The sequence below is a fragment of the Falsiroseomonas frigidaquae genome, assembly GCF_012163145.1.
Classification (GTDB): Bacteria; Pseudomonadota; Alphaproteobacteria; order Acetobacterales; family Acetobacteraceae; genus Falsiroseomonas; species Falsiroseomonas frigidaquae.
In genome coordinates this window covers 751,184-773,181 of sequence record NZ_JAAVTX010000001.1, presented here as the reverse complement: position 1 = coordinate 773,181, position 21,998 = coordinate 751,184, and the positions used below count along the sequence as shown (strand labels likewise).

18 protein-coding genes are annotated in these 21,998 nt (G+C 71.7%); 1 reads left to right on the top strand and 17 read right to left on the bottom strand.

Features of this window, described 5'->3' with window-relative positions:
- Nucleotides 1-31: 31 nt before the first annotated feature.
- The 6 genes from HB662_RS03640 to phnA are packed head-to-tail and all read right to left on the bottom strand — an operon-like array spanning nucleotide 32 to nucleotide 7,553.
- The gene (locus HB662_RS03640; protein WP_168047213.1) at nucleotides 32-1,687 is read right to left on the bottom strand and encodes a dipeptide ABC transporter ATP-binding protein; all 1,656 of its coding nucleotides are present in this window, start codon (nucleotides 1,685-1,687) and stop codon (nucleotides 32-34) included.
- A complete protein-coding gene (locus HB662_RS03635; RefSeq protein WP_168047211.1) occupies nucleotides 1,684-2,595 on the bottom strand; it encodes an ABC transporter permease in 912 nt (303 codons plus the stop codon). Before HB662_RS03635 ends, HB662_RS03640 begins: the two co-directional genes overlap by 4 nt.
- Nucleotides 2,592-3,440, bottom strand: a complete 849-nt coding sequence (locus HB662_RS03630) for an ABC transporter permease (protein WP_168047209.1) — start codon at nucleotides 3,438-3,440, stop codon at nucleotides 2,592-2,594. The genes HB662_RS03635 and HB662_RS03630 overlap by 4 nt, the downstream gene beginning before the upstream one ends.
- Nucleotides 3,441-3,442: 2 nt before the next feature.
- Nucleotides 3,443-4,981, bottom strand: a complete 1,539-nt coding sequence (locus HB662_RS03625) for an ABC transporter substrate-binding protein (RefSeq protein ID WP_245185389.1) — start codon at nucleotides 4,979-4,981, stop codon at nucleotides 3,443-3,445.
- Nucleotides 4,982-4,983: 2 nt separating this feature from the next.
- Nucleotides 4,984-6,270, bottom strand: a complete 1,287-nt coding sequence (locus HB662_RS03620) for an alkaline phosphatase family protein (protein WP_168047205.1) — start codon at nucleotides 6,268-6,270, stop codon at nucleotides 4,984-4,986.
- Nucleotides 6,267-7,553 (bottom strand): phosphonoacetate hydrolase, encoded by a 1,287-nt coding sequence (gene phnA / locus HB662_RS03615; protein ID WP_342449434.1) that lies wholly within the window; start codon nucleotides 7,551-7,553, stop codon nucleotides 6,267-6,269. Before phnA ends, HB662_RS03620 begins: the two co-directional genes overlap by 4 nt.
- A 134-nt stretch (nucleotides 7,554-7,687) precedes the next feature.
- Here phnA and HB662_RS03610 point away from each other — a divergent pair, with 134 nt between their 5' ends.
- Nucleotides 7,688-8,590 carry a LysR substrate-binding domain-containing protein gene (locus HB662_RS03610; RefSeq protein ID WP_168047203.1) on the top strand — a complete coding sequence of 301 codons (903 nt, stop codon included), beginning with the start codon at nucleotides 7,688-7,690 and terminating at the stop codon, nucleotides 8,588-8,590.
- Nucleotides 8,591-8,638: 48 nt separating this feature from the next.
- Here the strand turns inward: HB662_RS03610 and HB662_RS03605 are convergent, their stop codons facing one another.
- From HB662_RS03605 to HB662_RS03555, 11 genes are all read right to left on the bottom strand, one after another.
- Entirely contained in the window at nucleotides 8,639-9,619 is a 981-nt protein-coding gene (locus HB662_RS03605; protein WP_168047201.1) for a Bug family tripartite tricarboxylate transporter substrate binding protein, read from the bottom strand.
- A 37-nt stretch (nucleotides 9,620-9,656) separates the two neighbouring features.
- Complete coding sequence (leuB, locus tag HB662_RS03600; RefSeq protein WP_168047199.1) at nucleotides 9,657-10,733, bottom strand: 3-isopropylmalate dehydrogenase; 1,077 nt, start codon at nucleotides 10,731-10,733, stop codon at nucleotides 9,657-9,659.
- An 11-nt stretch (nucleotides 10,734-10,744) separates the two neighbouring features.
- Nucleotides 10,745-11,347, bottom strand: coding sequence for a 3-isopropylmalate dehydratase small subunit (gene leuD / locus HB662_RS03595; protein ID WP_245185388.1), 603 nt, complete (start codon nucleotides 11,345-11,347; stop codon nucleotides 10,745-10,747).
- Complete coding sequence (leuC, locus tag HB662_RS03590) at nucleotides 11,344-12,762, bottom strand: 3-isopropylmalate dehydratase large subunit (protein ID WP_168047197.1); 1,419 nt, start codon at nucleotides 12,760-12,762, stop codon at nucleotides 11,344-11,346. Before leuC ends, leuD begins: the two co-directional genes overlap by 4 nt.
- Nucleotides 12,759-13,904: an iron-containing alcohol dehydrogenase gene (locus HB662_RS03585; protein WP_168047195.1), complete on the bottom strand. Its 1,146-nt coding sequence runs from the start codon at nucleotides 13,902-13,904 to the stop codon at nucleotides 12,759-12,761. The genes leuC and HB662_RS03585 overlap by 4 nt, the downstream gene beginning before the upstream one ends.
- 19 nt (nucleotides 13,905-13,923) lie before the next feature.
- The gene (locus tag HB662_RS03580; protein WP_168047194.1) at nucleotides 13,924-14,955 is read right to left on the bottom strand and encodes a LacI family DNA-binding transcriptional regulator; all 1,032 of its coding nucleotides are present in this window, start codon (nucleotides 14,953-14,955) and stop codon (nucleotides 13,924-13,926) included.
- 83 nt (nucleotides 14,956-15,038) lie between these two features.
- Entirely contained in the window at nucleotides 15,039-16,010 is a 972-nt protein-coding gene (locus HB662_RS03575) for a tripartite tricarboxylate transporter substrate binding protein (RefSeq protein WP_168047192.1), read from the bottom strand.
- Nucleotides 16,011-16,043: 33 nt separating this feature from the next.
- Nucleotides 16,044-16,853 (bottom strand): enoyl-CoA hydratase/isomerase family protein, encoded by an 810-nt coding sequence (locus HB662_RS03570; RefSeq protein ID WP_168047190.1) that lies wholly within the window; start codon nucleotides 16,851-16,853, stop codon nucleotides 16,044-16,046.
- Nucleotides 16,850-18,001: a CaiB/BaiF CoA transferase family protein gene (locus HB662_RS03565; protein ID WP_168047188.1), complete on the bottom strand. Its 1,152-nt coding sequence runs from the start codon at nucleotides 17,999-18,001 to the stop codon at nucleotides 16,850-16,852. The genes HB662_RS03570 and HB662_RS03565 overlap by 4 nt, the downstream gene beginning before the upstream one ends.
- On the bottom strand, nucleotides 17,994-19,733 hold the full coding sequence (locus HB662_RS03560) for a hydantoinase B/oxoprolinase family protein (RefSeq protein ID WP_168047186.1): 1,740 nt from the start codon (nucleotides 19,731-19,733) through the stop codon (nucleotides 17,994-17,996). The genes HB662_RS03565 and HB662_RS03560 overlap by 8 nt, the downstream gene beginning before the upstream one ends.
- Nucleotides 19,733-21,802, bottom strand: coding sequence for a hydantoinase/oxoprolinase family protein (locus HB662_RS03555; RefSeq protein WP_168047184.1), 2,070 nt, complete (start codon nucleotides 21,800-21,802; stop codon nucleotides 19,733-19,735). Before HB662_RS03555 ends, HB662_RS03560 begins: the two co-directional genes overlap by 1 nt.
- Nucleotides 21,803-21,998 lie beyond the last annotated feature (196 nt).

The following is a 21,998-nucleotide window of genomic DNA, read 5'->3' as shown; positions in this document are numbered from 1 at the left end:
CGCATTTAACCGATGGCCGGCCGAGGCGGCCTCACATCCCCGCGGCGGCCGGAGCCCGGGCATGGGCGCCTTCCGATGCGGGTGCCGGCCTGGTTGCGGCGGCATCGCCGCCACGCGCCAGCCGTCGCGGCATGGCGGCGACCAGCGCCTGGGCATAGGCGGTGACGGGCCTGCGCAGCACCGCCTCGGCGGTGCCGATCTCGACCACGCGGCCATCCTTCATCACCGCGATCCGGTCGGAGACGGCGCCCACCGCCTCCAGGTCATGGCCGATGAACAGCAGCGCCAGGCCACGTTCACGACGGATGCGGGCGAGCAGGTCCAGCACCTGCGCCTGCACCGTCATGTCCAGCGCCGAGACCGGCTCGTCGCAGACCAGCAGGCGCGGATTGACCGCCAGCGCGCGGGCGATGGCGACGCGCTGGCGCTGGCCGCCGGAAAGCTGGTGCGGATAGCGGTCCAGATGCGCGGCCGGCAGGCCCACCTCCTCCAGCAGCCGCGCCGCGTGGTGGCGGCGCTGGTCCATTGGGCACAGCGCATGCACCGCCAGCGGCTCCGCCAGGATGGCGGCGATGGTCAGGCGCGGGTTCAGGCTGCCGGCGGCGTCCTGGAACACCATCTGCACGGTCCGCGCCATGGCGCGGCGCTCCCCGGTCATCGGATCGCGGCCGAAGACGCGGATGCTCCCCGCCGCCGGCACGGCCAGCCCGACGGCGGTGCGCGCCAGCGTGCTCTTGCCCGAGCCGCTCTCGCCGACCAGGCCGAGCGCCTCGCCGGGCGCGATCCGCAGCGAGACGCCGTCCACCGCGCGCAGCGGCACGCCGCCCAGCCGATGCGCGCGGAACACCACGGCGAGGTCGCGGACCTCCAGCGCCGGAACCGCCGCCGCATCACCGGCCACGGCCGGCGCCACCGGTCCTGGCCGGCTGGCCAGCAGCGCCGCGGTATAGGCATGCGTCGGCGCGGCAAACACCCTTGCCGTCGGCCCTTCCTCCACGATGCGGCCGTGCTGCATCACCGCCACGCGCTGGGCGATGCCCTCGACCACCGCCAGGTCATGCGAGACGAACAGCATCGCCAGCCCGCGGCGTGCCTGCAGCGCCACCAGCAGGGCCAGGATCTGCGCCTGCACCGTGGCATCCAGCGCGGTGGTGGGCTCATCGGCGATCAGCAGGGCCGGGTCCGCGGCCAGCGCCATGGCGATCATCACGCGCTGCTGCTGGCCGCCGGAAAGCTGGTGCGGGAAGGCGGCGGCCTTGTCCCGCGGATTGGGCAGCCCGACCTCCTCCAGCGCTTCCAGCACGCGGCGCGCGACCTCGGTGCGCGGCAGGCGCAGATGCGCTTCCATCACTTCCGCGATCTGCGTGCCGATCCGCATGGCGGGGTTGAGGCTGCCCATCGCATCCTGGAACACCATGCCGATGCGGGCCCCGCGCAGCCGGCGCCAATCGCGCTCCGGCGCGCCCAGCATCTCCCGCCCCTCGATCCGCAGGCTCCCGGACAGCAGCGCCGCCGGCGGCGACAGCCCGGCGATGCCGAGCGCGGTCAGCGACTTGCCGGAGCCGCTTTCGCCGACCAGCGCCAGGGTCTCGCCGCGTCGCAGGGTCAGGGACACGTCCTGCACCGCGACCGCCGCGCCGAAGCGCACCCGGAAGTCGCGCAGTTCAACCAGTGTGGTTTCGGTCATCGGCGCAGCCTCGGGTCCAGGGCACGCTGGGCCAGGTCGGCCAGCCAGTTCACCAGCACGACGCCGGCAGCGAAGACCAGCACCACCGCCTGGATCACCGGGTAGTCACGGCCGGACACCGCCTGGAAGGCCAGCGTGCCGAGGCCCGGCAGGCCGAACAGCACCTCCATGGTCAGCGCGCCGCCGATCATGCCGGCGAGGATCAGGCCGCCCAGCGCCACCACCGTGGTCAGCGCGTTCGGCAGCAGGTGCCGCAGCACGATGCGCGCGGGCGACAGCCCCTTGGCGCGGGCGGTGCGGATATGGGCGGCGGTCGCGGCTTCCTTCAGATCCTCATGCAACGGCTTGGCCACCTGGCCCGCGATGTCGAGGCCAAGGATGGCGACCGGCGACAGCCATTGCTCGATCACCGGCAGCCAGCCCAGCCCGACCGAGAACAGCAGGATGGAACCCAGGCCCAGGCAGAAGGTCGGCAGGGCGATCGACCACAGGTTCAGCGCCTCGACCAGCGCCGGCAGGACCGAGCGCGGCCAGAGCACCGCCGCGGTCGCCAGACCGATGCCCAGCGCCATGCCGAATGCCAGCGCCAGCGTGGCGAGGCCGATCGTGGTCGGCACCGCGGCCAGGATCAGATCCGCCACCGGCATGTCGAAGCGCAGCGAATTGCCGAAATCGCCTTGCAGCACCCGCCCGGCCCAGATGCCGAACTGGGTCAACGTCCCGGCATCGAGGCCGAGATCGGCGCGCAGCTGCGCGATCGCCTCCTCGTCCAGGCTGCCTTCCAGCGCCATGGAATCCACCACGTCGCCGGGGACGATGCGGATCAGCAGGAACACCGCGATGGCGATGCCTGCCAGCAGCATGGCTTGTCGCGCCAGGCCCAGCCCGGCCCGCATGGCGAGGCTCATTGGCCGCGCTCCCGCAGCGGGTCCAGCGCCAGGCGCAGCCGGTCCCCGGCCAGGGCGAAGCCCAGCGTCACCAGGCACAGCGCCAGTACCGGCGCCAGCACGGCATGCGGCGCGGCCTCGGCGAAGCGGGTGGCGCCGGAGATCATGCGGCCCCAGCTCGGCGTTTCCGGTGCGACGCCCAGGCCGAAGAAGGACAGCACGCTTTCGGTGGTGATGGCGCGCGGCATGATGATGGAGGCCTGCGTCACCAGCGCGCCGGCGATATTGGGCAGCACATGCCGCCGCAGCGTCGCCAGCGGCGCGGCGCCCATAACCCGCGCCGCGGCGACATAGCCCGCCGCGCTTTCGCGCCGCCAGGCGGCGCGCGCGACCAGCGCCATATGCGGCGCGAAGGCGATGCCGAGCGCCAGGATCAGCGGCGCCATGCCGACGCCCAGCGCCACCATCAGGGTCAGCGCCAGCAGGATCGATGGCAGGGCGCGCACCATGTCGAAGGCGCCGAAGACGAGGAAGGACGGCCAGCGCCCCAGCGCCTCCGCCGCCAGCCCCAGACCGGCTCCGACCAGCACCGCCAGCAGCGTCGCGCCCAGCGCGACCGCGAGGGAGATGCGCGTGCCGGCCGCGAGGCGGGCAAGGATGTCCCGCCCCAGATGATCCCGGCCCAGCCAGTGCAGGGCATCCGGCGGCGCGTTGCGCGCCGCCAGTTCCTGCACCAGCGGGTCATGCGGCACCAGCATGGGCCCAAGGATGGCGACCAGCAGCGCGGCGGCGAGGATCGTCAGCCCCACCGCGGTGCCGCTGATCCCGCCGGCGCGGCGCGGGCCTGCTGTCGCGCTGGCGGACATGCTCAGCCCCGCGCGCCGAGCGCCGCGAAGGCCAGGCCGCCATCGACGCGGTGCTGGCCCCAGGTGAAGCCGGGCGAATAGCCGGAGACCTCGCGGCGGTTGACGATCGGCTCCGGCGCATGGCCGATGACCACGGTGTAGTACTTGTCCATCGCCCGCTGCCAGGCGGCGAGATACAGGCGCCGGCGTTCGTCCAGATCCACCGCCGCGACGGCGCCATCCACCAGGCGGTCGAATTCCGCATCCCGCGTGCCGCCCCAGAGCCCCGGGTTCGGCCCGTCCGACATCATCCGCACGAAGCGCAGGAAGATGTCGGCGCGCGGGCCGGAGGCGAAGGGCGCCAGGTCCCAGTCATACTGGCCGAGCCGGCGCTGCGCGCCGATATCGTCCAGCGCCAGATGCTCCACCTGGAAGCCGAGCTTGCGCATCGCCTGCCCGGCGATCTCGGTATAGGGCGACTGCCAGGAGACGATGCGGCAGGGCGTGCTGGCCGGATTCACCCCGGCCTCGCGCAGCAGGGCGCGGGCGCGGTCTTCGTTCGGCGTCGCATGCGCGTCGGCGTCATGCATCGCCTTGTCCCAGAAGAACTGGCCGGGGGCGGCCATCTGGTTGGTGACGACGCCGGCATCCCCGGCGACGAAGCGCATGAAGGCGGGCTTGTCGAGCATATAGGCCACCGCCTGGCGCACGCGGATGTCGTTGAAGGGCGCGCGCGGGTTGCGGTTGTTGAAGGACCAGAACCACCAGGTGGTGTCCTTCATGAACTGTACCTCGAGCGCCGGGTCGGCGCGCACCGAGGCCAGCTTGTCGTAGCCGACGCGCGCGATGTGCAGGTCGCCGGCGCGCAGCGCCAGCGACAGGTCGCTGTCGTCACGCAGCGAGAATTCCACCGCCTCGGCGCGCGGCAGGCCCGGCTGCCAGTACTGCGCGAAGGCCGGCGCGTGGAAGCTGACATTCGGCTGCCAGCGGCCGAAGCGGAACGGGCCGGTGCCAATCGGCTGGCGGATGGTCTGCGCCCAGCCCTCGCTTTCCGGCGCCACGATCCACAGCTCCGACAGCAGGTTCAGCAGCGGGCCGTAGGGCTCCTTCATGGTCATCACGAAGGTCCGCGCATCCGGCGCCTCCAGCGCCTCGACCAGCTTCATCGGCGTCGAGAGCCAGCCGCCGCGCACCTGGTCGCGCACCCGCACCGCATTGGCGCGCACATCCTCGGCGGTCAGCAGGCGGCCATTGTGGAAGCGGACGCCCTCGCGGATCGTGAAGGTGTAGCGCTTGCCATCCGGGCTGATCTCCCAGCTGCTCGCCAGGAACGGCTTCACCGTGCCGTCATCGGCGATCGAGGTCAGCGTCTCGACGAAGACCTGCTGCACGGCGATGGAGCCGGTATGGCGATGCGGGTCCGCCGTATCCAGGCCGAGGAAGGCGACCTTCAGCGTGCCGGCGCGTGGGGCGGATTGGGCGATCGCCGCGGTCGGCAAGGCCAGGGCGGCGCCACCCAGCAGCAGGTGGCGGCGCAGCAGGTTCAGCGGAACGTCGGTCATCGTCATTCTCCCGGGTTGGGCGTCTGGAGCGCAACGCCGTCGCAGCCATCGGCCGCAAGGCGCAGGTGGCGCAGGATGGAGGGCGCCAGGTCGATCGGGCTGCTCGGCCCGTCATGCCGCGCACCGGCGGTGAAGCCGGCGCCCTCGATCATCAGGAAGGGCATCTGCTCGGCGGCGCCGAGGCCGCCATGCTGGCCGCAGCCCAGCCGGTCCGGCTTGCTGCCGGCAGGCTTCGCCGCATAGGCGAGGCCAGGGATGCCGTATTCGTTCGGCTCCGGCTCGGTGGCCATGGCGACGGCACACAGAAGGTGGTCCCGCGCGGCATGGCCGATCTCCGCCAGGCCGGCGCCGCTGAAGACCGCGCCGGCCCAGGGCTGGGCCGCGAGGAAGTCCAGCACCGCCCCGGCCTGCGCGGCGCGGTCCGGATGCAGATAGACCAGCAGCCCGGTGCCGTTGGAGACCGAGAGCAGGCCGGCATCGGCGGCATCGCGCTTCAGGCCGGCGGCGATGAACTCCGCCTCGACATCGACCACGGCACGCACGGTCTGGTGCCCGTGGTCGGAGCAGGCGATCAGAAGGATATCCTCGCCGGCATCCCGGCGGGCCTGCACGGCGGCGCGGATCTGGGCGAAGCGCGCATCGGCGGCGGCAATCGCCTGCATCGCCGCTGGCGCACCGAGCGGCACGGCGTGCTGCGTCGCATCCGGCTCGCCGAGCCACAGCACCGCCAGCGCCGCCTCCCGCCCCGCCAGCGCCCGGGCCAGGAAGGCCTCGGTCAGCATCGCATCGCCGGCGGCATCCAGGGTGACGGCGGCGACCGCTTCCTCGCCCTGCAGCGGGCGCAGCCCCGGGCCATGCGCCCAGGCCCGGTGCAGCACCCAGCCATGGCCATCCGGGTCATGCGCGCGGGCCGCGCCGGGCGAGACATTGGAGAAGACCATCACCTCTCGCCCCGCCGCCGCCAGCCGCTCGGCCAGGGTCGGCACGGCCAGGCTGTGGCCGCGCAGGCTGCGCAGATGGTCCATGAAATCCGGCCGGCCGACGTCATGCGCGACCAGCACGCCGGCCTCCATCAGCGCCACGCTATTGCCCTGCAGCCCATGCCGGGCCGGCAGGCAGCCGGTGGCGAAGCAGGCCGAGACCACCCGCGTGGCGGAGGGGAATACCGAGCGGTGCCGGGCGAACCAGGTTGCGGCGCCAGCAAATTCGGCCAAGGCCGGCGTGGTGTCCGGCCGAACCATGTCGCGGCGCAGCCCATCGAGCACGACAACCACCGCGCGGCGCGTCATGGCCTGGATGTCCCGTTCAGGGCGGCGTCGAAGATGTCGTAGTTCCGCGGCGCGGGGTGCGCCGCCTGCCAGGCCGGATCGAGCGGCGCGGAGAGCAGGAAGGGCACCCGGCGCTCGAACAGCCCGCCATGCGAGCGCAGCCTTTCGCCCGACAACTGGCTGAGATCGTGCTCGGCGGCCCGCGCCCCCAGCGCCACGCCGCGCGCCCCGAGGACGGCGACATCGCCCTCCATCTCCGGCACCAGGTCGTAGCGGGCGCAGGCCTCGGCGCCGGTCAGCGCGAGATGCACGCCGGGCACCTCCTGCAAGGCGGCGATGATCTCGGCCGGTGTGGGGCCGCCCGGGGCGAGGTGGACCCGTACGAAGCCGCCCAGGGCGCCGTGGTGGCGCACGAAGGGGTCGGCGATCGGGCAGATGACGCGCGCGGCGCCGGGGCCGAAGCGCGCATCCAGCAGGTCGCCGACGAAGACGATGTTGGGGCGGCCATCGGGCAGTGCCATATCCGTCATGCCATGGTCGGCGGTGGCGGCGACCAGCGCGCCGGCCGCCATCAGGGCGCCGATCCGCTGATCCACGGCGCGCAGGAAGGCGCGCGCCTCCGGCGCCTCCGGCGCGTGGCGGTGCTGGATATAGTCGGACAGCGACAGGTACAGGAACTGGGCGCGGCCGGCGCGCAGCAAAGCGAGGCCCGCATCCAGCACGAACAGCGACAGTTCCGCGGAGTACTGCCCCGGCACCGCGGCGCCGGCCAGTTGCGGCAGATCCTCGATGCCATGGGTGGCGAGCCGCGCCTCCCCTGCGCGTTCGGCGGAGACGGCGATGCCCCTGGCGCCGATCGGCAGCCCCTTCGCGAGGGCGCGGCGCAGCTTGTCCTTGGCGGTGACGACGGCGACCGGAATGCCGGCCTCGGCCAGCGCGGCGAGGATGGTGGGCGCGCGCAGCTCGGCATCGCCGGTCACCATCACCACCTCGCCCGTCGCGCGGTCGAGATAGGTGTTGCCGGAGACCCCGTGCCGGGCTGGCGGCACGCCGGTGACGAGGGAGAAGTTGTTCGGGTTGGTGAAGCTCGGCATGGCCGAATCCGCCTCGCCGAGGAAGCCCATGGCGGCGCAGCGGGCGATCGCGGGCAATTCCCCGGCGGCCAGGGACAGGTCGAGATAGGCGGGGTCCCAGCCATCCAGGCAGATCACCGCGACGGGATCGGCCGGGCAGCGATAGCGGCGCCCGCTGACCAGGATCTCGCGGTCTGCAACGGTCGACGAGGGATGCAACGCGATGCTCACTCTTCCGGATCTCCTGTGCCGGGCGCTATATGTCGGAGGAGATGGCTGCGGTCGAATGACGAATATTCGTCGCCGTCGTGCGTTACTTTCGCTGTGACTTCAATTTGTCATAAATTTGACTGGGATTGATCACCATGGTCGCCCCTGCAAGGTCACGCCCGTCCCTGCGCATGATCGAGAGCTTCGAGGCGCTGGCACGGCTGGGCTCGCGCAGCGCCGCGGCCGCGGAGCTGAACGTGACCCCGGGCGCCATCAGCAAGCAGATCCGGGCGCTGGAACGCTGGGTCGGCCAGAAGCTGTTCGCCGAGGAGGGCCGCGATACCACCCTGAACGGTGCCGGCCGCAGCCTGGCGCAGGCGGTGACCGCAGGGCTGGCGCAGATCGGCGATGGGCTGGAGGCGTTGCGGCCAGCGGATGCCGGCCGCAGCCAGCTCAGTGTGCTGGCGCCCGCCACCTTCGCGATGAAGTGGCTGATCCCCCGCCTGCATCGGCTGGAGCGCGTGGCGCCACAATTGCAGGTGACGCTGCGGCAGACCAATACGGATGACGATTGGCTGATGCTGCCGCACCATGTCGCCATCCGCCGCGATGGCTTCGTACCCGCGGGGTATGAGGCGCAGCCGCTGCTGCGGGAACGCCTGACCGCCTATGCTGCGCCGTCACTCGCCGCCGGGGCCGGCACGCCCGAGGCACTGGCGCTGTTCGAAAGCCAGACGCGGTCCGGCGACCTGGACCGCTGGCTGGTGGCGGCCGGCGTGGCGCGGGTCGGGCAGCCGCGCCGGCGCTTCGCGCATTTCTATATTGCCTATGAGGCGGCGCTGGCCGGCGAGGGGATGATCGTGGCGCCGACCCTGCTCGCCGCCGCCGATGTCGCCGGCGGGCGCCTGGTGGCGCCGTGGCCCGATGTCGTCGTGCCCGGCGCCGCCTACAGCATCGTCCTGCCCGCGACCGCCGCGATGCATGACCGGGTGGCGCCCTTCCTGGCCTGGCTGCGGCCGGAAATTGCCCGCTGCAGCGACGCCGAGGCAGTGGATTGACCACGGCGGCGGACCACGCGCCGCCGCCGGGCCAGGGGGAAAGGCCGGTCAGCCCAGCGTGATGTTCGCCTCGCGGATCAGTTCCAGCACCTGGCTGCGCTGCGAGGCCAGCCATTCGCCAAACGCGGCGGGGCTGTTGCCGATCATGATCGCGCCGGCCGGATCCATGCGCGCGCGCACCGCCGGCGCCTTCGCGGCCTCGGCGGCGGCGGCGGCGATGCGGTCGATCGCGATGCGTGGCGTTCCCTCGGCGGCGAACAGCCCGTTCCAGTCATTCAGGTCGAAGCCGGGGAAGCCGGATTGCGCGAGGGTCGGCACATCCGGCAGCGAGGGTGGCCGTTCCAGGCTGGTGACGGCCAGCACGCGCGCCTTGCCGGAGACGACCGGCGGACGGATGGAGGAGGTGGTGATCAGCACGGAATCAACGCTGCCGCCCATGATGTCCCGCGCCGCATCGGCACCGCCGCGATAGGCCGCATGCACCAGCTTGATGCCGGCGCGCTTCTCGAACGCCGCCAGCGCCAGATGCGCCATGCCGGCGGCCGGCGGCGTGCCTATGGTGATGGTGTTGGGCCGCGCCTTGGCCTGCGCGACGAAGGCCGCGATGTCCTGCGCCGGGAAGTCGCTCTTTACCGCGATGACCTGCGGGAAGGCGGAGATCTGCGTCACAGGGATGAAGGCTGTGGCATAGTCGAAGGGCAGGTCGCGCATCAGCGCGGGATTTGTAAGCTGGTTCGCCGCATCCACCAGGAAGGTGTAGCCATCACGCGGCGCCTGCAGCAGCGCATTGGCGGCGATCACCGCGTTGCCGCCGGTGCGGTTCTCGATGACGATGTTCTGGCCCAGCAGGTCCTGCATGGTCGCGGCGATGGATCGCGCCGCGGTATCGGCGGCGCCGCCGGCGCCGAAGGGCACGATCCAGCGGATCGGGCGCGTCGGCCAGGCGCCCTGCGCCAGGGACGTGCGCGCGAGCGCGGGTGTCGCCAGCGCCGCGCCCAGCAGCGTGCGGCGAGAGAGGATATTGGTCATTGTCGTTGCCTCCTGTTGTTCTTGTCGTTGGTGGTGGTCAGTCGGTCAGGCGCGCCAACTCCCTTGCCACGGCGTCGCCCATCGCCTCGGTGCCGACCTGCGTCGCGCCCGGCTCCATGATGTCCGGCGTGCGCAGCCCCTCGGCGAGCACGCGGCGCACCGCCCGCTCCAGCCGTGTCGCCGCCTCCGGCTGGCCCAGTGAATGGCGCAGCATCATCGCGGCGGACAGGATGGAGGCGAGCGGGTTGGCCAGGTCCTTGCCCGCGATATCCGGGGCCGAGCCATGCACCGGCTCGAACAGCCCCTGTCCCGTCGCGTTCAGGGATGCCGAGGGCAGCATGCCGATCGATCCGGTCAGCATCGCCGCCGCATCGGACAGGATGTCGCCGAAGATGTTGCCGGTGACGATCACGTCGAAGTCGCGCGGCCGGCGGATCAGCAGCATGCAGGCGGCATCGACATACTGGTGCGTCAGCTCGACATTCGGGTAGTCGCGCGCGACCTCGATCACCACCTCGCGCCACAGCGCGCTGGTCTCCAGCACATTCGCCTTGTCCACGGAGCACAGCTTGCGCCGCCGCTGCTGCGCCGCCTTGAAGCCGGCATGGGCCACGCGCCTGATCTCGCTTTCCGTGTAGCGCATGGTGTTGAAGCCGACGCGCTCGCCGCCCTCCGTCACGATGCCGCGCGGCTGGCCGAAATAGATGTCGCCGGTCAGTTCGCGCAGCACCACCAGGTCGACGCCCTCGATCACCTCCCGCCGCAGGGTCGATGCGCCGATCAGCTCGGGGAAGGCGAAGACCGGTCGGAAATTGGCGAACAGGTCCATGCGCTTGCGCAGCCGCAGCAGCGCATGGCCGCCGCGCGCCTCCGGCGGGCGCAGGTCGCTCTCATAGGTGCCGGCGGCGCCGAACAGCACGGCATCGGCGCGCTCCGCCAGTTCGGCGGTGGCCTCCGGCAGCGGGTCGCCGGTCTGGTCGTAGCCGGCATCGCCGATCGGCGCCTCGGTGAAGGTGAATTGCGGACCGTTGGCGGCCAGCGCGCGCAGCGCCTTCACCGCCTGGCTGGTGACCTCCGGGCCGATGCCGTCGCCGGCGAGCACCGCAATATGCATGGATCCGATCCTCAAAAATTCTCGCGCCCGAGGCGGCGCTCGAAGGCGGCGATATCCTCGTGGTGCGAAAGGGTGAAGCTCATCTCGTCGATGCCTTCGAGCAGGCATTTGCGCGCGAAGGGATCGACCTCGAAGGGATGGATGGTGCCGTCGGCCGCCGTCACGGTCTGGGCTTCCAGATCCACCGTGACCTCGCCTTCCGGCATCGCCTCCGCCTGCGCGATCATCATGGCGACGGTCTCGGCCGGCAGGCGCACCGGCAGCAGGCCGTTCTTCAGCCCGTTCTGCGCGAAGATATCGCCGAAGGACGGCGCGATGACGGCGCGGAAGCCATGCCCATGCATCGCCCAGACCGCATTTTCCCGGGATGACCCACAGGCGAAGTTCTCACCGCCGAGCGCAATGCGGCCGGCGCGCCAGGCCGGGCGATTCAGCGGAAAATCCTCCACCTCGCTGCCATCGGCGTGATAGCGCAGGTCGCGGAACAGGCAGGCGCCGTGGTCGGCGTCGCGCGCCAAATGCAGGAAGCGCGCGGGCAGGATCTGGTCGGTGTCGATATTGTCGCGGGCGAAGGGCACGGCTACGGAGCGCAGGCGGGGGAAGGGCTCCATCATCCGGCCTCCATCAGGCGTCGCACATCGGTGATGCGCCCGGTGACCGCGGCCGCCGCGGCCATCGCCGGGTTCATCAGGTGCGTGCGCACGCCGGGCCCCTGGCGGCCGCGGAAGTTGCGGTTGGAGGTGGAGGCGATGCGTTCGCCTGGCCGGCCGATCTCGCCATTGGTGCCGAGGCACATGGAACAGCCTGCCTCTCGCCAGGCGAAGCCGGCCTCGCGGAAGATGCGGTCCAGCCCCTCGGCCTCCGCCTGCCGCTTCACCTGCGCCGAGCCCGGCACCACCCAGGCGGTGACACCCTCCGCCACCTGGCGGCCGCGCGCGACGCCGGCGGCAGCGCGCAGATCCTCGATGCGGCCATTGGTGCAGGAGCCGATGAAGACGCGGTCCACCGCGACCTCCGCCAGAAGCTGGCCGGGCGACAGGCCCATATAGGCCAGCATCTCCTCCATCTCCGCGCGGCGGCCGGGGCTGGGGGCCGCGGCGGGGTCGGGCACGCGGCTATCCACCGCTACCGCCTCCTGCGGCGAAGTGCCCCAGGTGACGGTCGGCGCGATGGTTGCCGCGTCGAGTTCCACGAAGCGGTCGAAGACCGCGCCGGGATCGCTGGCAAGGCTCCGCCAGCGCGCCACGGCGGCGTCCCAGGCGGCGCCCGTCGGAACATTCTCGCGGCCTTCAAGGAAGGCGAAGGTGGTTTCATCCGGCGCCACCATGCCGGCCCGCGCGCCCGCCTCGATGGTCATGTTGCAAAGCGTCAGCCGGCCTTCCATCGACAGCCCGCGCACGGCGGAGCCGGCATATTCGATGACGTGGCCCGTCGCGCCCGCGGTGCCGATGGTGGCGATGACATGCAGGATCACATCCTTCGCAGTCACGCCGGCGCCGAGCGCGCCCTCGATGGCGATGCGCATGGTCTTCGGCTTGCGCTGCCACAGGCATTGCGTCGCCAGCACATGCGCCACCTCTGTCATGCCGATGCCGAAGGCGAGCGCACCAAGCGCGCCATGCGTCGAGGTGTGGCTGTCGCCGCAGACGATGATCATGCCGGGCTGGCTGAGGCCGAGCTCCGGCCCCACCACATGCACGATGCCCTGTCGCGGATCGTCCAGCCCATACAGCGCGAAGCCCTCCGCCGCCGCATTGCGTTCCAGCGACAGCACCATCTCGCGCAGCGCCGGGTCCGGGATCTCGGCCGCGATGCGGGTATCCGTGGGCATGTAGTGATCCGGCGTGGCGAAGGTGCGTCCCGGCGCGCGCATCTTCTGGCCGCGCGCCTTCAGCATCTCGAAGGCCGGCGCCGTGCCGTCATGCAGCAGGTGGCGGTCCACATAGAGCAGGGTCTGGCCATCCTCCCGCTCCAGCACGCGGTGGCGGTCCCAGACCTTCTCGAACATCGTGCGCGGTTCGGGGTTCATGCGGCGCCTCCCGGATGGGCGTCGCGCAGCAGGCGAAGATACTCCGCCTCCGTCGCGCGGCGCGGATTGGTCAGGTGGTGGTGGTCGCGCATTGCGGCGGCGGCGATGGCGGGCAGCACATCGGCCGCGATGCCCATCTCGGCCAGGCCGGCAGGCAGGCCGATGGCGGCGTTGCGCGCGGTGATGGCACCCGCCACGGCGGCGCCGTCCGGCAGGCCGATCGCATCGGCCAGTACGGGCAGCACGCCCGCGATCTCCGGCGCGTTGAAGCGCAGCACATGCGGCAGCAGCACGGCGTTGAGCGTGCCGTGATGCGGCGAGACGGGCAGGGCGCCCAGCGCATGAGACAGCGCGTGCACCGCGCCCAACCCCTTCTGGAAGGCGAGCGCACCCTGCACGGAAGCCAGCATCATCGCCGCCCGCGCCGCGCGGTTGCCGCCCTCCGCCACCGCCATCGGCAGCGCCCGCCAGCCGCGCCGCAGCCCGTCCAGCGCGATGGCATCCGCGATGGGGTTCTCCCGCGGCGAACACAGCGTCTCGATGCAATGCGCCAGCGCATCCATGCCGGTGGCGGCGGTCAGGCGCGGCGGCAGGCCGAGCGTCAGCAGCGGGTCGCAGATCGCCGCGCGCGGGATCAGATACGGGCTGCCGATCGAGACCTTCCGCCCGTCATCCAGCACGATCAGCGCGCCGCGGCTGACTTCGCTGCCGGTGCCTGCGGTGGTCGGCACCGCCACCAGCGGCGCGGCCGCGGCGGTGATGCGCGCCAGCCCGCCCTCCACCACCGCATAGCTCGCCAGCCGTTCCGCCGGATGCGTCGCGGCGAGCGCGATGGCCTTGGCAAGGTCCAGCGGCGAACCGCCGCCCAGGCCGATCAAGCCATCGGCACCATGCGCGAGGAAGGCGACGCAGCCGGCGCGGACGGCGACCTCCGTCGGGTTCGGCGGCGTGGCGTCGAACACCGCGCAGGGCATCTCGGCGGGCAGCACGGCGCGCAGGCGCTCCAGCAGCCCCGCCGCGACGACGCCCGGGTCGGTCACCACCAGCGGCCGCCGGATGCCGGCCAATGCCAGTTCCGCGGGCAGTTCGGCCAGCGCATCCTCGGCGAGTTGGATGCGGTTGAGGAAGACCATCAGCGCCATGCGATGGTCCTCCCGCCCGTTATCGTGGTGGGGCGCAGGATCCCCGGGGCACGTATTCCGTGGCGCCCACGGCGCGCTGCGGTGGCAGGTCCTGCTGCTCGATCCGCGCCAGCAGGAAGCGCGCCGCGGCGGTGCCCAGCGCGCCATGATCCCAGCGCACGACGGAGATCGGCGGCGAGTGGAAGGCGGCCAGCTCGCTCTCCGCCCCCGCGATCACGGAGACATCGCGCGGCACCGAAAGCCCGCGTTCCTGCAGCGCGCGTAACAGCCCCGGCAGTAGCGCCGTGCCGGCGACGAAGAAGGCGGTGGGTGGCGTCGCCTGGTCCAGCAGCGCCGCCGCGGCCTGCGCCGCATAGGCGCTGGAGAAGTCGCCGAGGCGCAGCAGCGCCGGGTCCGGCTTCAGCCCGATCGCCGCGAAGGCCTGTTCCACGCCACGCAGCCTTTCCCGCACCGGGCTGACGGTATTGGCGCTGGAGATCACCGCGATGCGCCGATGGCCGAGCGCCAGCAGATGCGCGATGGCGGTGCGCGTGCCGCCGGCATGGTCCACCCGCACATTGTCCAGCGTCGCCGGGCTGTCCCGGTCGAGCAGCACGACCGGGATCGTCGCCTCCCGCAGCAGTTTCAGCAGCGCGCGGTCCCGTTCGGAGGAGGTGGCGATGACCAGGCCATCCACGCGGCGCCGCGCGAAGCTGGCCAGCAGATCCCGCTCCCGCGCCAGCGCGTGGTAGGAGGAGGCGATCAGCAGCCCGTAGCCGCGTCGGTCGAGTTCCTGCTGCATGCCCTCCGCGAAGCTGGCGAGCACCGGCACGGTCAGGTCGCGCACCACGCAGGCGAAGGTGCGCGACTGGCCGCTGCGCAGGGTCTGCGCCGCGGCATCCGGCGCGAAGCCGAGCTGCGCCACCGCCGCCTGCACGCGCGCGCGCAGCGCCTCCCCCACATTCGGATGGCCGTTGATGACGCGGCTGACGGTGCCGAGGCCAACGCCCGCCGCCTCGGCCACGTCCCGTATGGTGGGCGCGCGTCCGTCCAGCGCGCGTGCGCGAGCCATGCAATCCTCCGGTCCCTTCCCGGCGTGCGGCCGGGGCCCGGGAGTCTGGGGCGGGCGCCTGACCCACGCAAGCCATCTGCCGCCTAGCCCTCCACGCGGATATTGCCGCGCCGCACCACCTCGCCCCAGCGTGCCGATTCCGCGGACAGGAAGCGGGCGTATTCGGCCGGGCCCAGGCCGAGGCTGCTGAAGCCGTTGGTGCGCAGCGTCTGCTGGAAGGATTCCGTCTGCTGCACCCGCGACACCGCGGCGTGGATCGCCTCCGCCACGTGGCGCGGCGTGCCGGGGGCGCCGAGCAGGCCGATCCAGGCATCGGCGGTCAGGTCGAAGCCCTGTTCCCGCAGGGTCGGCACATCCGGCACCAACCCGAAGCGCTCCGCATTCGCCACCGCCAGCATCTTGAGGCGGGAGCGCTGCGGATTGGCGACGGCGACCGGCACCATCATCATATCCACCTGGTCCGCGGTGACGGCCAGCACGCCCGGCCCGGCGCCGAGATAGGGCACATGCGTCATCTCCGCCCCGATCGCGGCGCGGAACATCTCACCGGCGGCGTGGGACACGCTGGCATAGCCGTAGGAGGCGTAGGTCAGCGGCTGGCGCGCGCTGCGGGCCAGCTCGACGAACTGGTTGACGTTGGACACCGGCAGGCCGGGCCGCACCGCCAGCGCGAAGACCACGCTCGCCATGCCGCTGACCGGCACGAAATCCGCCACCTTGTAGGGCAGGCGCGGATTGGCGGCCGGCAGCACCGTGTGGGTATCCGCCGTCGCCAGGATCAGCGCATGGCCATCGGCCGGCGAGCCGAGCAGCGCCTGCGTCGCGACCACGCCATTCGCGCCGGGGCGGTTCTCCACCACCAGCGACTGGCCGAGCGATTCGCCGAGGCCGCTTGCCACCAGCCGCGCCAGCATGTCCGTCGCGCCACCCGGCGGGAAGGGCACGATGATCCGCACGGCGTGGCTGGCGCGCCAAGCCGGCTGGGCAATGACCGGCAGCGGCAACAAGGCGCTCGCCGCGAGCAGCCCGCGTCGGCCGATGGTGGTCTTGTTCATTTTCATTCTTCCCTCCCCATTCTCGCCTGTTGGTCAGCGCCCCTTGAAGACGGGCGTCCGTTTCTCGTTGAAGGCGGCAATACCCTCCCGCCGGTCCTCGGTCGGGATGAGCTGGTAGTAGGCCTCGATCTCCACCTGCATGCCGGTGCGGAGATCCGTGCCGGCGCCGAAATCGATCGACTTCTTGGCCTGGCGGATCGAGATCGGCGCGTTGGCGTTGATGCGCCGCGCCGTGGCCAGGGCCTGTTCCACCACGGTGCCCGGCGGACACAGCCGGTTGACCACGCCCCAGGCGAGTGCCTGTTCGGCGGTGAAGGGCTCGCCGGTGAAGATCACTTCCTTGGCGCGGCGGCTGCCGATGGTGCGGGGCAGAAGCTGTGTGCCGCCACCGCCGGGCATGATGCCGCGCGTCACCTCGGTCAGCGCGAAGCGCGCGCCTTCCGCGGCATAGGCGAAGTCGCAGCACATCGCCATTTCCAGCCCGCCGGCATAGGCGGCGCCGTTGATGGCCGCGATCAGCGGCACCGGGCAGGCCAGCAGCGCGCGCATCATGCGTTCGAACATGTAGTGCTGGCGCGCGAAGGCCGCGTCATCCATGCCGTCGCGCTGCTTCAGGTCGGCGCCGGCGCAGAAGGCGCGATCGCCCGCGCCGGTCAGCACCACGGCGCGCGCCAGGTCCAGGTCGGCTTCCAGCATGCCGAACAGCGCGATGATCTCCCCACCCATCCGCGTGCTCATGGCATTGGCACGCTCCGGCCGGTTCAGCGTGACGAGCAGCACGCCGGGCTCCCGCTGCTCGACCAGCAGCGTCTCCCACCGCGTCGAGGTCAGGGCTTCGGTCATGGGGCGTCCTTCCGGCTTTCATCAAGGATGTGCTGGTGCTCGCCCAGGCGGGGGGCCGGGCCGGCCAACGCGGGGCGCACGCCGTCGAAGCTCAGCGGCAGGCCAACCGTGCGCATGGCGCGCCCCGGCAATTCACCGATGATGCCGAGGGCTGCGAGCTGCGGGTCCTGCAGCGCCTGCGCCACATCGGCCACTTCGCCGCAGGGGATGCCTGCGGCTTCCAGTGCCGCGGTCAGTTCCGCAAGGCGGCGATCGGCGACGCGCGCCTGCAGCAGTGGGATCAGCGCCTCGCGGTTGGTGGCGCGGGCGCCATTGGTGGTGAAGCGCGTATCGGCCGCGATCTCCGGCGCGCCCAGCACCGCGCAGAGCCGCGCGAAGAGAAGGTCGTTGCCGGCGGCGATCAGCAGCGTGCCATCGGTGGCGTCGAAGGTCTGGTAGGGCACGATGTTGGAGACGCCGGAGCCGTAGCGGCGCGGCAGCGGGCCGCCGGCCATGTGGTCCGAGAGCGGCACCGTCATCCAGGCCAGCGCCGTCTCATACAGGGAAACATCCACCACGCCGCCGCGCCCATCGCCTTCCCGTCGCAGCAGCGCCGCGCAGATGCCGAGCGCGGCCCAGACGCCGGTGCCAAGATCGTTCAACGCCACCGGCACCCGCGCCGGCGCTGCGCCGGGGTGCCCGTTGATGGACATCAGCCCGCTGGCCGCCTGGATCAGCGGATCATAGCCCGGCGCGCTGCGCTTGGGGCCGGTGCGGCCGAAGGCGCCGATGTTGCAGATGACGAGGCCAGGTTTCTCGGCAAGCAGGGATTCCGCGCCCAAGCCCGCCGCCTCCAGCGCGCCGACCTTGAGGTTCTGCAGCAGGATGTCGGCGCGTTCCAGGATGATGCGGCGCAGCGCCGCCACCGTGGCAGGATCACGAAGATCGGCCGTGACACTCAGCTTTCCGCGATTGACGGCGTGGAACAGCGCGGCGTCACCATCCACGAAGGGCGGCCCCCAGTCGCGCGCATGGTCGCCCTTGCCCAGGGATTCCACCTTCAGCACCGTGGCGCCCAGATCGGCCAGGATCGCGCCGGCATAGGGCCCGGCGAGGCTGTGGCCGATCTCGACCGCGTAGCGGCCAGCCAGCGGCAGGGCCTCAGCCATGCGCGGCGGCCTCGGCCAGCATCGCGGCTGCGTCTTCCGCCGTCAGCCCGTAGTCCCGCGTCAGAGCTTCGGCGCTGACATAGCCATCCAGCAGGTCATCCCGCAGCCGCGTCCGGTCGCGGTCGCGCGGGTTGCCATAGCCGCCGCTGCCGGCCGGCTGCAGCACCACGCGGTCGCCGGCATGGACAATCTCGTGCCCGCCCTTAGCCGGCACCTGCGTCACCTGGCCATCGCGCGTCACCTCGCAGCGGAAGGTGGCGCCGGCGGCGCCGCCGAATTGGCCGAGTGGCGGATGGATGCCGCGTTCGCCGCAGACGGTGAAGGTGGCCTCATCATAGGCCACGCGATAGACGCGGCGGGAGGTGAGGCCACCGCGCCAGGTGCCGGCGCCGCCGGTATCCGGCACCAGCGACCATTCCTCGACGCGCACCGGCGATGTCTGCTCGATGATCTCGACGGCGGAGCTGCCGGCATTGCCGACATAGACGCGCACGCCATTCACGCCATCCTTGGTGGCGCGGGCGCCCATGCCGCCGGCATGCGGGTCGATCATGCCGACGAAACGCCGCCCGGTGGCGGCGACGCGCGCCGCATCCGGATCCATGCCGCCGAACACGCCGGAGAAGGCGCCGCAATTGCTCTGCCCCACCACGCGTTCCGGCACCGCCGCGGACAGCGCCTTCAGCAGCAGGTCGATGATGCGCGGCGAGGTCTCGGTATTGCCGGCGACGACGGGGGCCGGGAAGGTGCAGTTCAGGATGCTGCCTTCGGGCGCGCTGATCGTCACCGGGCGGTAGCAGCCCTGGTTGATCGGGATGGTGACATCCGTGATCGCCTTCACCGTGAACCAGGTGCTGTTGCAGGTGACGGAGAAGGGGCAGTTGATGCCGCCGCGCGCCTGCGCGCCGCTGCCCGCATAGTCGAAATGGATGCCGTCGCCCTGCTTGGTGATCTTCACGCGGATCGGCACCGGGTCGCGCGACCATCCGGCGGGGCCGGTCACCGGCTCGATTGCGTCCTCGGCCTCGTAGACGCCATCCGGGATGGCGCGCAGCGCGGCGCGCATCAGCCGCTCGGAATGGTCCAGCGCGCGCCGCATCGCCGCCGCCAGCGCGTCCTTGCCGTAGCGCCGCGCGATCTCCGTGATGCGGCGGTCGCCGACGACGCAGCCGGCATATTGCGCCTGCATGTCCAGCAGCCGCACCGCCGGGTCGCGGGTGTTCTGTAGGATCAGCGTGACCAGGTCCTCTACCGGACGGTCGTCGCGGTACAGCAGCACGGGTGGGATGCGGATGCCCTCGGCGAAGACGTCCCAGGTCAGCGTCGTGTAGCTGCCCGGCAACTGGCCGCCGATGTCGCTCCAGTGGCCGCGGGTCATCACGAAGGCGATGATCTCGCCATCCAGGAAGACCGGCCGGGTGAACTGCACATCCGGCTGGTGGTTGCCGCCGCCGAGATAGACGTCGTTGCTGACGATCACGTCGCCGGGCCGCAGCCGGTCGCGCCCGATTGCCTCGACCGAGGCGCGCGTCGAGATGACGGCGGATCCCAGCATGGTCGGGATGTCGTTGCCCTGTGCAACCAGCTGCATCTCCGCATCGAACACGGCGGCGGAGGCATCGCCGCCGGAATGGACGATGGGGCTGCCGGCGGTACGCATCATCGCCAGCTTCATCTCGCGCGCCGTGGCGAAGAGGCTGGACCGCAGGATCTCGTAGGTGACGATATCCATCACGCCAGCGCCTCCTCGAATACGGAAGCCGGCCGCTGTTCCGCCGACAGGGAGATGACGAGCGCGCCGCCCGCCTCGATCCGGGCGACATCGCCCGGCCCAAGAGTGAGGCTGCTGCTGGCTTCCTCGATCACCGCGGGGCCTTCGACGGCGAAGCCCTCCGGCAGGTCGCGGCGCCGCCAGACCGGGACATCGCGTGCGGAATTCGGGCCGGGTCCGAACTGCACATGTCGCGTGCGGTGAGGCTTCGGTTCGGTGCCGGCCTCGGCGAAGCGCAGCGCGCCGCGCCAGCCCGTCGCTGCGCGGGCCTCGACGCGGATGTTGTTGAGCAGCACGGGCTGGTCCGGCTTGGTGAAGTTCCACAGATGCAGATGCGCGGCCTCGAAGGCCTCGCGGATCGCCGCCGGCGCACAGTCCTCGACATCGATCATGATGGAATCGGGCTGCCCCGCGTAGCGGCAATCGGCGCGGCGGCGGACGGATTGCGCGGCGTCGGCGGGCAGGCGGCCGCGCGCGGCTTCCTCCATCCCGGCATAGCGGGCGCCGAGCTCCGCGCCGTCACAGGCCGAGAGCGGACGGTCCACCGCCGCCTGCAAATCCGCCTGCCGATCGGCCAGCACCATGCCGAGCGCGCTGAACAGGCCCGGCACCGGCGGCACCAGCACGCGCGCCATTTCCAGCGATCGCGCCAGGTCCAGCGCATGCACCGGCCCGGCGCCGCCGAAGCACAGATAGTCGAAGCCGCGCGGGTCATGCCCCCGCTCCACCGTCATCAGTCGGATCGCCTGCGCCATCAGCGCATTCGCCACCGCGCGCACGGCATGCGCCGCCGCCAGGGTATCGAGACCCAGCGGTTGCGCCAGGTGCAACTCCACCGCCCGCTGCGCCGCCGCGCGATCCAGCTTGAAGCCGCCATCGAGGAAGGTGTCCGGATCGATGTAGCCCAGCAGCAGGTTGCAGTCGGTGACGGTCGGGCGGGTGCCGCCGCGGCCGTAGCAGGCCGGGCCGGGATCGGCGCCGGCGCTCTGCGGCCCGATGCGGACGCCGCCGCCGGCATCGACCCAGGCGATGGAGCCGCCGCCGGCGCCGATGCTCTCGATGTCGATGCTCGGCGCGCGAACGGCGTAGCTGTGCAGCAGCACCTGGCTGCGCAGTTCCGCACGGCCGGCCCGCACCAGGGAGACGTCGAAGGTGGTGCCGCCCATGTCGCCCAGGATGGCATCCTGCCAGCCATGCCGCTCACCCAGGCGTATCGCGGCGCTGACGCCGCCGGCCGGGCCGGATTCCAGCAGCAGCACCGGCCGCGCCGCGACCAGCGCGGCGTCGGCGAGGCCACCGTTGGAGCCCATGAACAGCAGCTCGCCACGAAAGCCCGCGTCCCGCAGCCCGTCCTGCAAGGCGCCGATGTAGCGGGCGCAGAGCGGGCCGAGCATGGCATTCATCACCGTGGTGCTGGTGCGTTCGTATTCGCCGACCTCCGGGTTAACCTCATGCGAGACGCTGATGAAATGGCCGGGCAGGCGCTGCGCCAGGATCTCCGCCGCGCGCTTCTCATGCGCCGGGTTGGCCGCGGCGTGCAGGAAAGCGATGGCAACGGCCTGCACCGGGCTCTGCGCGATGCGGTCCGCGATGGCGTGCAGCGCGGCCTCGTCCAGCGGGGTTTCCACCTGGCCGCGCCAATCCATCCGCTCCGTCACCTCATGGCGCCAGCGCCGGGGCACCAGCGGGGCCGGGTTGTCGAATTGCAGGTCATAAAGGTCGGCGCGGTCGTGCCGGGCGATGCGGCGCAGCTCCAGCAGGTCCCGGAAGCCCTGGGTGGCGACCAGCGCCGTCGGCGCGCCGGTGCGTTCGACCACCATGTTGGTCGCCATGGTGGAGCCGTGGCCGATGAAGCCGACATCGCCGGCGGCGCAGCCGGCGATCTCCAGGATGCGGCGGAAGCCGTTGAGGGCGCCGATCACCCTGTCCTGCGGCGTGGTCGGAACCTTGGCGGTGTGCACACGCCCGACCTCGTCCACCAGGACGACATCGGTGAAGGTGCCACCGACATCAATGCCGATGCGCTTCAAACTGCTTCACTCCCATCCCGACCCTTTGGCGGGCCTTTCGTCAGGAATGGTGAAACGTTTCCACGAGCCGGTCAACACCTCCCCGCGGCGAGACTTGCCCCGGTTGGAGAGGCTGGATTCACAAGGGCGATGGCGCCGCCCGGTAGGCGGAAATTCCGGCGGCCAGCTGCCGGACCCCGCGCTGCTTCAGCGAGGC